Annotated in this window: 12 protein-coding genes and 1 riboswitch; of the genes, 11 read left to right on the top strand and 1 reads right to left on the bottom strand. The window is 59.5% G+C overall.

Translation table 11 applies throughout. The annotated features are described in order from the left end of the window. Positions 1 to 54: 54 nt before the first annotated feature. Positions 55 to 552 carry a formaldehyde-activating enzyme gene (gene fae, locus SH410x_RS19935; protein WP_473670234.1) on the bottom strand — a complete coding sequence of 166 codons (498 nt, stop codon included), beginning with the start codon at positions 550 to 552 and terminating at the stop codon, positions 55 to 57. Between the two features lie 6 nt (positions 553 to 558). On the opposite strand from fae, the gene SH410x_RS19930 reads away from it, so the two are divergent. The 11 genes from SH410x_RS19930 (at position 559) to SH410x_RS19880 (ending at position 14697) form a co-directional block, all read left to right on the top strand. Beyond that, a complete protein-coding gene (locus tag SH410x_RS19930; RefSeq protein ID WP_473670232.1) occupies positions 559 to 2013 on the top strand; it encodes an ATP-grasp domain-containing protein in 1455 nt (484 codons plus the stop codon). 279 nt (positions 2014 to 2292) lie between these two features. Beyond that, entirely contained in the window at positions 2293 to 2496 is a 204-nt protein-coding gene (locus SH410x_RS19925; RefSeq protein ID WP_473670230.1) for a hypothetical protein, read from the top strand. Continuing rightward, complete coding sequence (locus tag SH410x_RS19920; protein ID WP_473670228.1) at positions 2493 to 3746, top strand: DUF1559 family PulG-like putative transporter; 1254 nt, start codon at positions 2493 to 2495, stop codon at positions 3744 to 3746. The genes SH410x_RS19925 and SH410x_RS19920 overlap by 4 nt, the downstream gene beginning before the upstream one ends. A gap of 83 nt (positions 3747 to 3829) precedes the next feature. Then, positions 3830 to 5590: a glutamine--tRNA ligase/YqeY domain fusion protein gene (locus SH410x_RS19915; RefSeq protein WP_473670226.1), complete on the top strand. Its 1761-nt coding sequence runs from the start codon at positions 3830 to 3832 to the stop codon at positions 5588 to 5590. After that, entirely contained in the window at positions 5587 to 6993 is a 1407-nt protein-coding gene (locus tag SH410x_RS19910; protein WP_473670224.1) for a transcriptional regulator, read from the top strand. The genes SH410x_RS19915 and SH410x_RS19910 overlap by 4 nt, the downstream gene beginning before the upstream one ends. After that, positions 6993 to 7565 carry an NUDIX hydrolase gene (locus SH410x_RS19905; protein WP_473670222.1) on the top strand — a complete coding sequence of 191 codons (573 nt, stop codon included), beginning with the start codon at positions 6993 to 6995 and terminating at the stop codon, positions 7563 to 7565. Before SH410x_RS19910 ends, SH410x_RS19905 begins: the two co-directional genes overlap by 1 nt. Positions 7566 to 7784: 219 nt before the next feature. Further along, positions 7785 to 9206, top strand: coding sequence for a putative sugar nucleotidyl transferase (locus tag SH410x_RS19900; RefSeq protein WP_473670220.1), 1422 nt, complete (start codon positions 7785 to 7787; stop codon positions 9204 to 9206). A gap of 253 nt (positions 9207 to 9459) precedes the next feature. Further along, the gene (rpsB, locus tag SH410x_RS19895) at positions 9460 to 10272 is read left to right on the top strand and encodes a 30S ribosomal protein S2 (protein ID WP_473677359.1); all 813 of its coding nucleotides are present in this window, start codon (positions 9460 to 9462) and stop codon (positions 10270 to 10272) included. Between the two features lie 303 nt (positions 10273 to 10575). Further along, positions 10576 to 11553 carry a translation elongation factor Ts gene (gene tsf / locus SH410x_RS19890; RefSeq protein WP_473670218.1) on the top strand — a complete coding sequence of 326 codons (978 nt, stop codon included), beginning with the start codon at positions 10576 to 10578 and terminating at the stop codon, positions 11551 to 11553. A 295-nt stretch (positions 11554 to 11848) separates the two neighbouring features. Next, positions 11849 to 14122 carry a bifunctional 23S rRNA (guanine(2069)-N(7))-methyltransferase RlmK/23S rRNA (guanine(2445)-N(2))-methyltransferase RlmL gene (rlmKL, locus tag SH410x_RS19885; RefSeq protein WP_473670216.1) on the top strand — a complete coding sequence of 758 codons (2274 nt, stop codon included), beginning with the start codon at positions 11849 to 11851 and terminating at the stop codon, positions 14120 to 14122. Positions 14123 to 14301: 179 nt separating this feature from the next. Then, a riboswitch (guanidine-III (ykkC-III) riboswitch) is annotated at positions 14302 to 14361 on the top strand. 18 nt (positions 14362 to 14379) lie between these two features. Next, a complete protein-coding gene (locus tag SH410x_RS19880) occupies positions 14380 to 14697 on the top strand; it encodes a DMT family transporter (RefSeq protein ID WP_473670214.1) in 318 nt (105 codons plus the stop codon). The last annotated feature ends 179 nt before the right edge of the window (positions 14698 to 14876 follow it).

The following is a 14876-nucleotide window of genomic DNA, read 5'->3' as shown; positions in this document are numbered from 1 at the left end:
TGTAGCCACGCTCGCAGAGCGTGAAATCCGCCGTCTAGCGACCGCAGCTACGTACTAGAAACCGCGGAAGGGGTGCTTGGCAGTGTCTTTCTTGGCCAACATGTCGTCGACACTTGGCTTGCCGCCCATCGCGTTCTTGAGCGATTCCAGCGTGGCTTCGTAGTTGTACTTGTAGATCTTTTCGTCGTCTTCAGCGGCGGGGTGAATGAACACGCCGCAAACGCATACGAGTTCTTCGGCAGCGTCCTTAGGAATCACGCCTTGGCTGACGGCGTCAGCGACTGCTTGAGCGACGGCGGCTTGGGCAGGGCCGAACATCTGCACGGCTTGCTTCATGCCCTTGATCGTCACCTTGGTGATCATGACGGTCGCTGGCTTGACAGCCATGTTGGGCTCGAGCACGGCCAACAGATTCGAGTGACCTTCACTCTGGTTGGCCAATGCGTTCGCAAAGGCGTTTCCGACAGGACCGTTCTTGCTACCGATCATTAGGTCGATGTGAGCGACTTCGTTGCCGTCGCCGACCAGGGCTTCACCGATGTGAAAATGCATGACAGGATGCCTCAAATTAAAAGAGTTTTTTGGGAAACGACCGGTGGGGAACCCGAGGTCCTTGCCCCACACGTGGAATCCCAATCGAACGGTGGGTGGGTCTTGCAGAGCGAAACGGTAACAAACCCGACAGGCCTCGCCAACCAGGTCACGCCGCGGCCCCTCGAAAACCACGATTTCCCCGGCGTTTTGCTAGTCGGAGCCTCGGTCCGTTGGGCCGCCCAGTCCGCCGCCGCGGCCGGCTATCGCGTCCTGGGCATGGACCTGTTTGGCGATCTCGACACTCGCGCGGCCTGTACCCGATTCCAACAGATCACTCCCGCCGAGCACGACGCCCCTCGAAAACTCGCCGCATCCATCGCCCAGTTCGCGATTCAGGAACGGGCCACCACCGTCTGGGTCGGCGGTCTGCAGGCGGCTCCCGCTCACATGCACGCGGAAAATCACTGGCCGAACACCCCGGGGCCCGAACTGGGGCCCGGACTGGCGACTGCGGAGCATTCGGCCACCATTTCAGGCGGTCTCTTGGCGACGGTTTCCAACGAGCGGGTTGGTCTCACCCACGGCGAACTCGCCGACCTGGCCAGACACGCGGGCTTTCATTTTCCTGAAACCGTCCCTGCGAAAGATTTCCGTCGACCGACCCATGCCCGCTGGCTCGTCAAAGAGTCCGCGTCGACCGGTGGATTAGGGATCCAGTTCCAACACCCAGTGTCAAATCGGACGATTCCCGAAGATTCCCTCGTGCAGCGTTGGATCCCCGGTCGGCCGATGGGGTTGGTGGCACTTGCCGACGATCGCGGCGTGTCGCTGCTCGGCATGACGCGTTCGATGTTCCAACGCTGCGGACACCTGCCCTTCGCCTATGCGGGCTCGCGAACGTCCCCGCACGCCCGCGACGTACCGTGGCCGGCAATGCAATCACTGTGCGAGCGAATCGTGGCCAATCGCGGGCTTCGCGGGCTGTTCAATCTCGATTGGATCCAAGACCGGCAAAACCAATGGTGGTTGCTGGAGATCAACGAGCGACCGAGCGCCTCCTGCGAAGTGCTCGAGCGGGCGATGCGGCAGAATACACATTTCGCCGGGCCCGCTTCGCTGATGCATTGGCACCTCACCGCCGTGCTGCCCCAGAGCAGCACCACACCGCCGAATGGGCACGCGAGCAGGTCCCCCCCACCTCAATTGTCCTCCACCCATATCAAACGAATTGTTTACAGTCGTCGGCACGGGCGAATCGATCTATCGACGCTAGCTCAAACCTGGCAACGCGAGATGGAACAATCCCGCGCTGGCGTCGCATCACCCCGACGTCAGATCGCCGACATCCCTGCCGATGGAACTCCGGTGCAGCGAGGACAACCCATCGCCACTCTCCTGATCGATAGCGAACCGGAAACGGGCTCCCTAGCAAAAACTTTTCGTCGCAGTCTTGAGCAAATCGAATCCAGCGTTCAATAAATATCGGGCTGGATTGTGTCCGATTGAGCGCAACAGCACCGATTTCAAACAGGACACGACGATCAAAGGCGAGTATTGCGAGGCAGGCCTGGGAGAGTGTTTGGGTCGGTCAACCGCTTGGGCGTGGGCGGGCTGCCTAAAAAATCCCGCCGTCTCGAGGACAGCCACTCAATTCCGAGAAAACCCCGTTTTTTCAATGATTCTCCCAGAATTTTCTTGATTGGGGGATTTGCGTCCCCTACAAAGAGAGGATCGCATCCTCACTTTTGGGCTTGAAAAGTGAACAAGTTGTCAACCGATCGCATTTTGTTGGTGATCGCGTCGCTGGTCGTCGTCGCGTCGTTCTTTTCCGCCAGTTCGGGCTGTGGGCACCGTGGCGGTGTTGTCGGTGAGACGGACGAATACAGTTACGAGGATGTCGCCGCGCAGATCCGCGCCGAAGACGAGGCGTCCGAGGCCGAGCGTCAGGAACGCGAGCGATGAGCACCGCACGCCATCGGCCAGCCGCCTTCACACTTGTCGAACTATTAGTGGTGATCGCGATCATCGGGATCTTGGTTGGATTGCTCCTGCCGGCCGTCCAATCGGCTCGCGAAGCCGCCCGGCGGATGAGCTGCAGCAACCAAGTCAAACAGCTCGGCTTGGCGCTGCACAATTATCACGCCGCCTACCGCCAGTTGCCGATGCATGGCACCGGACCGACCAATGAGCGATCGCGATTGACGGCGGCGGCCGACAATCATGATGGGACCGGCTTCACGCGATTGGAACTGTCGTATCTCGTCGGCCTGTTGCCGTTCTTCGAACAGCAATCCTTATGGGAACAGATCAGCAATCCGATGATCGAAACCGATGGCGATCGCTGGCCCGCGTTCGGCCCACGCCCTTTGGTTGTGAGATATCCGCCGTGGCTGACCGAAATCCCAACACTTCGCTGCCCCAGTGATCCCGGCGTGGGACTGCCGGCGTTGGGCCGGACGAACTACGCCGCCTGCACGGGGGACAGCTTTTACGACGCCGAGAATGGTGCCACGGTGTGGACGGGGCCCTCATCGGGAGGCCGCTGGCTGTACGTCTCCGATCGGCACGCGATGAATCGTGTCCGCTGCGGGATGCGGGGCGTGTTCGTGCCCCGGTACTCGAGCCGGTTTCGCGATTGCATGGACGGGCTCTCCAACACGATCGCCCTCGGGGAAATCATGACGGGGCTGAGCGATGGGAGTAATCGGACGATTGGGACGAGCGCCCCGTCGAAAGCCAGTGGTGGCAAAAGTGCGGCCCAGTCGGTGGCCGATAACCCCAACCAATGCCGCGACCTCGGTTTCGTTGCGCCCCACCGCCCCGGTTTCTGGGACCTGTCCGTCGTGACCACCTACGCCCCTGTTTCGCAGCGAGGTTTTCGCTGGGCTGCGTTTCATACCCTGCAGTCCCAGTTCAATACGATCCGAGGACCGAATTCCCACCTCTGCTTGGTCGGTAGTTCGGATACCTACGGTGTCGCACCGCCGAGCAGTCGTCATCCCGGCGGCGTGCATGTGTTGATGGCTGATGGTGCGGTCAGGTTCATCACCGAGTCAATCGACGCGGGCGATCCGAGCGTGCCCTGCGTGTACTGCGATCTGCTCAGTGGCGGCGCCAACAGCCCGACGATTGCCGGCTCGGCGAGTCCCTACGGAGTGTGGGGAGCCCTGGGGACACGTGCCTCGCGAGAAGTCATCGGTTCTGACTTCTAGGAACCTATCCGAATCGGCTCAAAACGGTCACAATCTCGGGCACTTCATTCGCCTTGTTCCCGATTCACCTGCTGATCCACGCTGTGACCGCAACTTCCCACACCGACGACGTAAACCCTGCCGATGACAACGGTGGTGATGAATCCAATAACAACCCCAGCACCGCGCGGCGGCATTTCATCCGCCAGGCGATCGACGCGGACCTCGCGGCCGGGCGGTTTGAGTCCGTTTGCACGCGATTCCCGCCCGAACCGAACGGATACCTGCACATTGGGCACGCCAAAAGCATCTGCCTGAACTTTGGTTTAGCCAAAGAATTTGGCGGCACCTGCAACCTTCGCTTTGACGACACCAACCCCATCAAAGAGGACACCGAATACGTCGACTCGATCCAAGACGACGTCCGGTGGTTGGGGTTTCAGTGGGACAACCTGCACTTCGCCAGCGATTATTTTGACCAACTCTACGCTTGGGCGGAAAAACTCGTCCGCGAGGGCAACGCCTACGTCTGCGATCTAACCGCGGAGCAAACGCGTGAGTACCGCGGCACGCTGACCGAACCGGGGCGAGACAGCCCCGGACGCAGCAACACGCCCGAGGAAAACCTCGATTTACTGCGGCGGATGAAGGCCGGTGAATTCAAGGACGGCGAGAAAACGCTGCGCGCCAAAATCGATATGTCGGCGCCCAATATTAATTTGCGTGACCCCGTCATGTACCGGATCGCAAACGTCCGCCACCACCGCACCGGCGACGCATGGTGCATCTACCCCATCTACGACTGGGCACACGGCCAGAGCGATTCGATCGAAAAGATTACTTTCTCCATCTGCACGCTCGAGTTCGAACATCACCGACCGCTGTACGATTGGTACTGCGACAAACTCGAGATTCATCATCCGCGGCAGATTGAATTCGCCCGATTGAATATCACCTACACCGTGATGAGCAAACGCAAGTTGCTGCAACTCGTGCAAGAGAAGCATGTCTCGGGATGGGACGATCCGCGGATGCCGACGTTGGTCGGACTGCGCCGGCGAGGCTATACCCCCGAGTCCATCCGGGCATTTTGTGCCGACATCGGCGTGGCAAAATTCAACAGCACGATCGACGTGGTCAGGCTCGAAAACGCGGTGCGGGAACACCTCAACGAAGTCGCCCCGCGGCGGATGGCGGTGCTCGATCCCGTCAAGCTCACGATCACGAATTGGGATGAGCATGACGCTGCGGTGGAGATGATGTCCGCCGTCAACAATCCCGGCGATGAATCCGCGGGCAGTCGTGAGGTCCCGTTCTCAGGCAGTCTATGGATTGAGCGAGAGGATTTCCAAGAGGAAGCGCCCCGCAAATTCTTCCGACTGAAGAAGGGCGGTGCCGTCCGGTTGCGGGCGGGCTATATCGTCGACTGTCACGACGTTGTCAAAGACGCCGATGGCACGATCACTGAAATCCTGTGCACGTACGACCCGCAAACCAAGAGTGGCCAAGACAGCTCGGGACGCAAAGTTAAAGGCACGATCCACTGGGTCAGCTGCGACCACGCGTCCGAAGTGACCGTGCGGAACTACGATCGATTATTTACAGCTGAAAACCCAGACAGTACCGCCGACGGCAAGACGTTCTTGGATTATCTCAATCCCGATTCCCTGTCGACGACCACCGCGATGGTCGAGCCCGCACTCGCTGCGGCTGCCGTCGGTGAGCGAGTGCAGTTTGAACGGCTTGGGTACTACGTTGTCGACACCGATTCTCGCGCCGGTGCGCTGGTTTTCAACCGCATCGTGGGCTTGCGTGATACGTGGGCCAAGATTGCCAGCAAGGAACAACCCAAGGGCAAGAAATGAGTTCATCATCGCCAAAGATCTCCCTGCCCGTCGTCGCGGCTGAGGATTATCGTCACGCCGTCGCTGGCGAGCCCTGGGAACTGTGCCCGGTCGCGATTACCGGCCCGATCCAATATCGCAGCTCACCCCGAGATGACTCGTTTGCAGCGACCCGGCGTCTGGCCGAAATATCGCTGCAGACGCCACTGGATTATCCCGCTGTCAGTGACGCGATCCTGGAGGGCGATCACGTCGCCCTAGCGGTTGACCCCAACGTCCCACGGGTCGCCGAAGTCATCGCAGGCGTGCTAGACGTGTTGAAATCCTGCGAAGCGGGGCGGGTTAGCATTGTGCTGTGGGCAGAGGCCTCGGATGACTGCTACGAATCGTTGACCCAGAGATTCCAAACGGCTGCACCGGACGAGACCGAATCCGACGATGCGACCGACGTGCCCACGCCGATTACCGTGATGCGGCATCGCCCCCGCGACCGACGCGAAATGAGATACGTTGCCGCCGACGCGGACGCGGAAGCCATCTATTTGGCGAGAGATCTGGTCGATGCCGAGTTCACGATCCCGATTGTCGCCGCACGCGCCACGGATGCGGCCGACCGTACGGACAAGGCCGCCGTGTTCCCGATGTTCGCCGATGCATCGACGATGCAGCGATATCAAACTACCGTCTCGGTTGCCGATTCGGAAAAGATGGCCGAGGAGGTCAGTTGGTTGCTCGGGGTGCAGTTGCTGATGATGGTGTCATCGGATGCCGCCGGCAGTGTTGCACGCATTTTGACGGGCACGCCCGACGCGATTCGTAGCGAACTCGAGACGCTGCACGCCGACGACCGGGACGACAGCGGTGAGAATGAAACCCGTCCGCATGCCGAAATGGTCGTGGCCGCTCTCGATGGAGATGCCAACGCCCAGACCTGGTCCAACGTCGCCCGCGCCGCGGTCGCGGCGAGTCGGCACACCGAAGGCGACGCGGCAATCGTGGTGTGGTCCCAACTGCGAGAACGCCCCAGTCCCATGTGGCAGCAAGAACTCAGCGATCGGGATGGACGCCATGATTCAGGCGAACGCGAGGGCAACGGTTTCGGCACCGATTCCGACAAGGATTCCCCCGACGAGCCCGGTGATGAGATCGCCGTGCATGACCCCGCTACCGCGAACGATTTCGCGGACTGGAGCACCGAACGTGCCTGGGCGAGGAAACTGGCCGAGCTGATTGAAAGCAATCGAGTGTTTTTGCATAGCGAACTCGACGAGGGTGACGTCGAATCGCTCGGCATCGGTATCATCAGCTCAGTCGAGGAGCTGCATCGGCTCGGCCAAACCTGCCAAGCCGCCGGCATGCTCCGCGCCGCCCAATTCCAAGCCAGTTCGGTCGCTCGATCGGAAGCCACGCCCGAGGAACCCTGATGACCCTGCCACCTGCTGCCTGTCTGTCGGCCCAGCGAATTGAAGACGCGTTTGCCTACTGCCCACGTTGTGCGACACCCAACGCAAACCCGGGATCGATCCCGTTTCGCTGTGGCGACTGCGGCTTGGCGATCTACTTCGGCCCCGTGGCGGCCGTGGGGGCATTGATTTTAGACGACGAAGGTCGCTTGTTGCTCGTTCGCCGCGCCTGTGAGCCGGGGCTGCATCAGTGGGGATTGCCAGGTGGTTTCGTCGACCAGGGCGAGACCGCTGAACAAGCACTCTATCGCGAGGTGCTCGAAGAAACCGAGCTCACGCTGTCGCAATCCGAGCTGCTGACGACCGGCCCGAATTGTTACACGCACACGGGCACCACCGCCGATGTGCTGGACATGTTCTTCCTGTGCCGAGCCGAATCGACGCACCCCGTCAAACTAGCCCTCAGTGAACTATGTGAGTATCGCTGGTGCATCCCCGACGAAGAAATACTCGGCAACATGGCATTCCCGTCTAACCGCAAAGCGATCGAACTATGGCTATCGCAGCGTGCAGGTTGCGAAAGGAGTTCGTGATAAGTTTGAGAGCGGTCAAGACGAATTTCGCCCGCGGCGTTAGGCTGCCCGGCGGTCGCATCGTGCACGCCCGCAGTCAGTTGATTTCCGTGACTTTTCATGGCGCCGCGGTGAGCCGCGCCGCGGCAGGGTACCGGCTGGCCCTCACGCCCCGCCCCCTTACGCATCGGAGCTCACTCGATCGCCCCGTTTCCCGTCCGCTCTATCAGGAATGGCCCGATGCTGATTTATTGTTTTGAAGACGAACGCGTCGAGAAGCTTGCCCCGATCATTCACGCCCGCCCCGCGTACGCGATCACGTGTGCCGGCTATCGCCTCGTTGACTGGCTCGACGACTTGCGGCGCCAGACCAGCGACGCCACGCTCGTCGGTGATGTCCGCAGTTACCTGCAGGCGATTCAGGTCGCCGATTACGGACTCGATCTCGTGCCGCAATCGATTGCCGCCCCCGACCCGGCGGCCGCTGAGGTTTCGGACATTTTGTTGGTCAACGCTCGTTTAGTGCCCTCGGTGGGCAATTTGCAGAGCCTGCGAGAGCTCATGGGCGAGCAACGATTTGCCGTCGTCATGTCCTCCGGTCAGCGGGGCGAAACGGACATGGAGCCAGACGGGGATGCCGAACCGGCAGCCGCCGGAGCCGTGCTCGCCGCGTGGTTGCCGGCTGCGGAGGTCGCCAAAGCACTCCGCCACGCCGCCGCCCAGGCCGCTGCGGAGCATGCCGACGAGGCCGGCAAGTCTACCGCTGCGCGGCGAAAAACATCTGTCGACGCCGCCCCCACGCCCCCCTACGCGGCCCTCTGCCGACACGCGGCCACCACCGCCGCTCGCTCGCCACGGAAGTTGCACGAATTCCGATGGCCCCACGACGTCGTTTCCGCACAGATGAAGTGCATCAACGGATCGATCGAATATCGAATTGCCGCAGGCAGCTACAACCAACTCCAGGACGGTGTGTTCGTCGGTGCGGGCGTATCTATCGGAGAATATAATTCGATCCATACGGGGGGCGGGGCGATCGTGCTCGACGACAACGTCCAGGTTGGCCCCTTCTGCTTTCTCGAAGGTCCCCTGTACGCAGGGGCCAATACCCGAGTGATTGAGCACTCCTCGATCAAAGACGGTGTCTCGCTCGGGCACACCACGAAGATCGGTGGCGAGGTCGAAGCCTCGGTGATCGAACCCTTTACCAATAAACAGCACCATGGGTTCCTTGGACACAGCTATCTCGGCAGCTGGATCAACCTCGGGGCGGGGACATGTAACAGCGACCTCAAAAATACTTATGGGAAGATTAACATCCAGTACGGCGAAGAAAAGATCGCCACTGGGATGCAGTTCCTCGGTTGCATCATGGGCGATTATTCCAAAAGCGCTATCAACACCGGAATCTTTACCGGCAAAGTGATCGGCGTGTGCAGCATGATGTACGGTTTCGTCACCGGGAACGTGCCAAGTTACGTCAATTACGCGAGGCTGTTTGGGCAGACTTCACTGCTCCCCCCCGAAGTGATGGTGAGCACTCAGGCACGCATGTTTGCCCGTCGCAAGACCAAGCAGCGGCAGGAGGATATCGATCTGATTCACGCGATGTATCACCGCACCGAATTCGAGCGGCAACTCTCCGATCAATTAGGTCTCTGAGACCGCGTCGGTTTCTCAAACGCTGGGGTTGTGGAAACACGAATCATTTCCTAGCATTTCGCGTTCGTCTGAGCCGGGACCGCGTGGATTCCGGCCAACTCACACTCGTCTTTCATGTCCATTTGGTGGGGCGAAGGGCCGCAAGGCTCTGGAATCTCGCTGACGGTTGCCTCCGTTTGCGTCCATTCTCGAACCCGATGTGAAAGAAACCAACCTGGAGAATGCGCCGCGTCGCTGCGGCCAAATCAAGCTGATGGCAAACCCAATTGTTAAAGAGATGATCGAATCCGGCGTCCACTTTGGGCACCGTACTAGTCTCTGGAACCCGAAGATGGCACCGTACATCTTCGGCAAGAAAAACCAAATTCACATTCTCGACATTCGCGAAACACTCCGCGGACTGCTGCGAGCCAAGAAGTATCTTTCGCAAGTCGCTGCAGGCGGCAGTTTGATCCTGTTCGTCGGTACCAAGCGGCAAGCCGGCGAAGCCGTCGAAGAACAGTCGCTGCGTTGCGGCATGCCATTCGTCAGCGAACGTTGGCTCGGTGGAACACTAACGAACTTCCGCACCATTCGTAGTCGTCTGGGACGTCTGGAAGAGCTCGAAGACCTTCGCAGCGGCGACAAGATCAACGCCTACAGCAAGAAGATGCAGTCGTCGCTCAACCGCGAATATCGCAAGATGTACCGCAACCTCAACGGCTTGCGTTCGATGAACCGCTTGCCCGAAGTCATGTTCATCGTCGACCCCGGCAAAGAACGCAACGCGGTCCGCGAAGCCAAACGGTTGGGCATCACCACCGTTGCCCTGATCGATACCGACAGCGATCCGAGCGATATCGATTTGCCGATCCCCGGCAACGATGACGGTATCCGCAGCGTTGAGATGATCATGCGTGAACTCGCCGACGCGGTCATCGCAGGTAAGGGTGAAACGCAAACTCAAGCGAGCGACGCCGGTGCACCGCCCGCTCAGAGCGAAGCTCCCGGGGCCAGCGAAGCGCCCGCAGCGGCTCCCGAGCCTGTTGTTGCCGAAGCCGCTGCCAGCGAACCCGCCAGCGAGTAATACCTCTCTATGTGGTTAGACGTCTGTTCAATCGTGCCACTTGCAATGGGTGGCACGGTTCGGCAAGCTTAACTGCAGTGGTGCCTGCGGCCAGTATTTTCAGTGGTCCCGAATTTTTCCGGGATCACCTTCGCTGGCCGTGGAATGCCCCACCGAGCCCAACCGGCATCTGCACGTGGCATCGCTACGTGCCCCGCCGCTACCCCATTTCGGGCTCTCCAGATCAACGGCACCCCATCGGTGCCCGAGCTAAACACAACCAAACAAAATAGATATTTGACTCTTGATATTTAGGAAGTAAAGATGAGCGTTTCTGCCAAAGACGTAAGCGAGTTGAGAAAGTCAACGGGCGCTGGCATGATGGATTGCAAGAAAGCACTCGAAGAATCGGGTGGAGACATCGAAGGTGCCCTGGACTACCTGCGTAAAAAAGGGAAAAAGGTCGCTGAAAAACGTGCCGATCGCGATGCCAACGAAGGCGTCGTCGTGGTGATCGCCGAAGGCAACAAGGGAATGCTGCTCGCCCTGAGCTGCGAAACGGACTTTGTCGCCAAGAACGAAAACTTCATCGCCCTGACCGAGCGTATCGCTCGCCTGGCGATGGATAACGGTGCTCAGAGCGTCGACGACGTCAACGCTTTGGAAATCGAAGGCACGACCGTCAAGGAACACCTCGTGACTGAAACCGGTCGAACCGGCGAAAAGATCGAAGTCTCGGACGTTCAAGTTGTCGAAGGCGAAAACATCGCTTCCTACATTCACGCCGGCAGCAAAATCGGCGTGTTGGTCTCCTACAAAGACGGCGGCAAAGACGAAGCTCCCCAATTCTTCCGGGGCGTTGCGATGCACATCGCAGCGATGAAGCCTTCCATCCTGCACCCCGACGAATTCGATCCGGAATTCGTTGAGAAGGAAACCGAATCGCTCAAGGCGCAAATCATCGCTGAGAACGAACTCAACGAGAAGGAAAACCTGGGCAAGCCGGTCAAGAATGTGCCCCAGTACGCCAGTCGTCGCCAACTGACGCCCGCCGTCCTGGCAGCGACCGAAGAAGCGATCAAGGCCGAACTCAAAGCCGAAGGCAAGCCTGAAAAAATCTGGGACAAGATCGTTCCTGGGAAGATCGAACGGTTCATCGCCGACAACACTGCTTTGGATCAAGAACGCTGCCTGCTGAGCCAGTTCTTCGCCCTCGACGACAGCAAGACTGTTGAAGTGGCCGTCAAGACGCTCAGCCCTGAGGCCGAGATCATCGAATTCAAACGCGTTTCAGTGAACTGAGTACACTGTTACTCGCACCGTGAAAATTTATGCAACGGCTCCAGGTTTCACTGGAGCCGTTTTTTTATGGCCAGGCAACACCTGCAAGTGAACAACCCGCGTAACAACGTTCGCCCGAACGTGGCCCCCACCCTCTGGCGACACTTGGCACGTTGGATTCAACGCTTAGGATTGCCTTGCTTCGGCGATGGATCCCTGCTGCCACATCCTTGCCAACAATCTCGCAACCGGCACGTGTCACCACGTCCACAACCGCAATTCGCACCCACTCCCTGCTTTGGACAAAGAGATCCTCATGCACTCTCAACAACAAGAATTTGATCTGATCGCCGCCTGTGCCTTTGGGCTCGAAGCGATCGTACGGCGTGAACTCACCGCACTGGGCATCGACGCCACGATCGGCGAGTCGGGGCGGGTGCATTTTCGTGGTAACCTCGAAACGGTCGCCCGGGCCAACCTATGGTTGCGATGTGCCGATCGGGTATTGATCCGTGTCGCCGAGTTTCCCGCGGCCGACTTCGATGCGCTCTTTGATACGACCAAAGCGATATGCTGGGGCGATTGGATCCCCGTCGATGGCGAATTCACGGTTACCGGGCGTAGCGTTAAATCAACACTGACGAGTGTTCCGGCTTGCCAGCGCGCCGTCAAGCGAGCCATCGTCGACGCGATGCGGAGGGATCATGGTACCGAGACGCTACCGGAAACGGGGGCCTCCTACCCGGTCGATATCGCACTGTTGAAGGATACCGCGACGATCACGATCGACACGACTGGTCGCAGTCTGCACCGTCGTGGGTACCGCTCCGCCGTCACCGCAGCACCGCTGAAGGAGACGCTCGCCGCGGCCATGGTGATGCTGAGCTACTGGAAACGTGACCGCCCGCTCATCGACCCGTTCTGCGGCAGCGGTACGATCCTGATTGAGGCCGCGATGATCGGGCGCAACATGGCACCGGGCCAATCTCGCGAATTTCGCTTCGAACAGTGGCAGGACGCCCCCTGTGAAGCGATCCTGCAACTCCGCACCGAAGCATTGCAAGGTGTGCTCGACCCACTGCCGCAACGTTTGCTCGGCAGCGACAGCGACTTCCGAGTGCTCCGATTCGCTCGCGAGAATGCCGAGGCGGCCGGAGTGACCGCGGACGTTCATTTCGAGACCGCGGACGTTCGCGATCTCCGCAGCAGCCGGCGGTTTGGATGTCTGATCACGAACCCGCCTTACGGGATGCGACTCGGTCGTGACTGGGAAATCGAAGAACTATACGCATCCCTGCCCAACGTGCTGCGACATCTACCGACATGGTCCTTCTACTTCCTCACCTCCTTTTCGGCGTTCGAAAAGGTGCTCGGCCGCAGTGCCGATCGGCGGCGTAAACTCTACAACGGGCGCATCGAGTGCACGTACTTCCAGTTCCAAGGCCCCAAGCCCGTCGCGGACGCGGGAACACCAGACACTGCACCGGAGTCATCGAGCGAGCAACCGGTTTCGCAAGATACCCTCGAGACCACGACGACTGAACAGACTGCCCCTGAGCGGGTGGTTCCTGATCCGAAATCGGAAAAGCCCGCGCGGCCCTACGTCCATGCCGTGGGCGACGCGGCCTTTGGTGCCTTGCCCGACAACGCGAAGCACCAAGCCGATTTGTTTGCCACGCGGTTGCGGAAACGTGCGAAGCATTTTCGGAAAGTCATGGCGCGGCGAAACATTACCTGTTTTCGTCTCTATGAACGCGACGTTCCTGAGATCCCGCTCGTCGTGGATCGCTATGAAAACTACCTGCACCTGAGCGAATTCGAACGACCACATGATCGCGACATCGCCCAGCACGCCGCGTGGTTGGACCTGATGGCCGCCACCGCAGGCGAAGCACTCGATGTGCCGAAACAAAATGTGTTTCTGAAACGACGCTCGCGGCAACGGGGAAGCACTCAGCACGAGAAAGTCTCCCAAACCGATCAGAAAATCCCCGTCCAGGAAGGGGGCCTGACGTTCCTTGTCAATCTCGCGGACTATATCGATACCGGTTTGTTCTTAGACCACCGCGTGACACGCGGTATGGTTCGCGAGCAAGCTGCTGGAAAAAACGTCCTCAATCTGTTTGCCTACACGGGCTCGTTCACGACCTATGCGGCGGCCGGCGGCGCCGCGTCGACGACGAGCGTCGACCTATCGCAAACCTATCTCGATTGGGCCCAAGCAAATCTCGCTGCGAACGGCCTGAGTGGTCCCCAGCATCGGTTCACCGCCATGGATGTCGGCGAGTTCATCCGCCGCCACCGGGCCGGCGAAAAGTATGACCTCGTCATCTGCGACCCGCCCACTTTCTCCAACAGCAAACGGACTGACGAGGACTGGAACGTGCAAACCGATGCCGTCCCGCTGCTCAATAACGTCCTGAAACTCGTTCGGCCAGGCGGCGCGATCTTCTTCTCCACAAACTTCCGCCGCTTCAAGTTCGATACCGAGGCGATCACGGCGACCGCGATTCACGAGATCTCAAAACAGACCGTCCCCGACGAGTTTCGCAATCGCCGCATCCACCGCTGCTGGCGAATCGAGAAGTAGAGGACGAGGGGCGGACACCTGAGAGTCTCGGCAGCGTCGTTGGGCAGCGATGCACGTCGTTGGGGATCAGATGCTCGATGAGCCGAACGCATGGGGTGAAACACTGTAACGCGAGGCGCGTCTAAATCCCAAGCGTCGACCTTGACAAAGCGATCGATTCGGCCCACAACTTATCATCGTGATTGCCACTCAGGCCCGGACGATGTGCGACGTACCCGGTTAAGATAAGACGACGCGTCCCTCCAAGGAGCGTTATCATGTCATGGGTTTTTCTCGTTGTTGCAGGTCTCTTGGAAGCTGGCTGGGCGATTGGCCTAAAGTACACCCAGGGCTTCACGAAGCTCGTTCCTAGCGTGCTAACCATCGTTGGGATCATCGCGAGCATGTATCTGCTCGCCCTTGCTGCTCGAACTCTTCCAATCGGGACAGCCTATGCCGTCTGGGTTGGTATCGGCACCTTCGGCACAATTGTCTTAGGCATGACGTTTCTGGGCGAGCCCGTGAGCGCCGGACGCATCTTCTTTCTCATCCTATTGATGGTGTCCATCATCGGATTGAAATTCACCGCGCACTGAGCGGGCTGCCTTTCAGTCAGATGCTTGGAAAGTACCCGAGTGGCTCGGCAGCATCACCCCGAAGCAGTGAACTGCCGCGACCGCGTCGAACCGACAATGGTATGTGAACGGTGATTACGAGGCGACAACATGACCTCTGCCAACGAACGCGATCCATCGCACAGCGTTTAACGAGGGCG

The sequence above is a fragment of the Rhodopirellula sp. SH410 genome, assembly GCF_055811895.1.
Note: the sequence above shows the minus strand (reverse complement) of the source record. Positions and strands in the feature narration are given on the sequence as shown.

Excerpts from the sequence above, each read along its gene's own strand:
- SH410x_RS19920 (WP_473670228.1), top strand. The coding sequence starts at position 2,493 with ATGAGCACCGCACGCCATCGGCCAGCCGCCTTCACACTTGTCGAACTA.
- SH410x_RS19930 (WP_473670232.1), top strand. The coding sequence starts at position 559 with ATGCCTCAAATTAAAAGAGTTTTTTGGGAAACGACCGGTGGGGAACCC.
- rlmKL (WP_473670216.1), top strand. The coding sequence starts at position 11,849 with ATGCACTCTCAACAACAAGAATTTGATCTGATCGCCGCCTGTGCCTTT.
- rpsB (WP_473677359.1), top strand. The coding sequence starts at position 9,460 with ATGGCAAACCCAATTGTTAAAGAGATGATCGAATCCGGCGTCCACTTT.
- SH410x_RS19905 (WP_473670222.1), top strand. The coding sequence starts at position 6,993 with ATGACCCTGCCACCTGCTGCCTGTCTGTCGGCCCAGCGAATTGAAGAC.
- fae (WP_473670234.1), bottom strand. The coding sequence starts at position 552 with ATGCATTTTCACATCGGTGAAGCCCTGGTCGGCGACGGCAACGAAGTC.
- SH410x_RS19880 (WP_473670214.1), top strand. The coding sequence starts at position 14,380 with ATGTCATGGGTTTTTCTCGTTGTTGCAGGTCTCTTGGAAGCTGGCTGG.
- SH410x_RS19900 (WP_473670220.1), top strand. The coding sequence starts at position 7,785 with ATGCTGATTTATTGTTTTGAAGACGAACGCGTCGAGAAGCTTGCCCCG.
- tsf (WP_473670218.1), top strand. The coding sequence starts at position 10,576 with ATGAGCGTTTCTGCCAAAGACGTAAGCGAGTTGAGAAAGTCAACGGGC.
- SH410x_RS19910 (WP_473670224.1), top strand. The coding sequence starts at position 5,587 with ATGAGTTCATCATCGCCAAAGATCTCCCTGCCCGTCGTCGCGGCTGAG.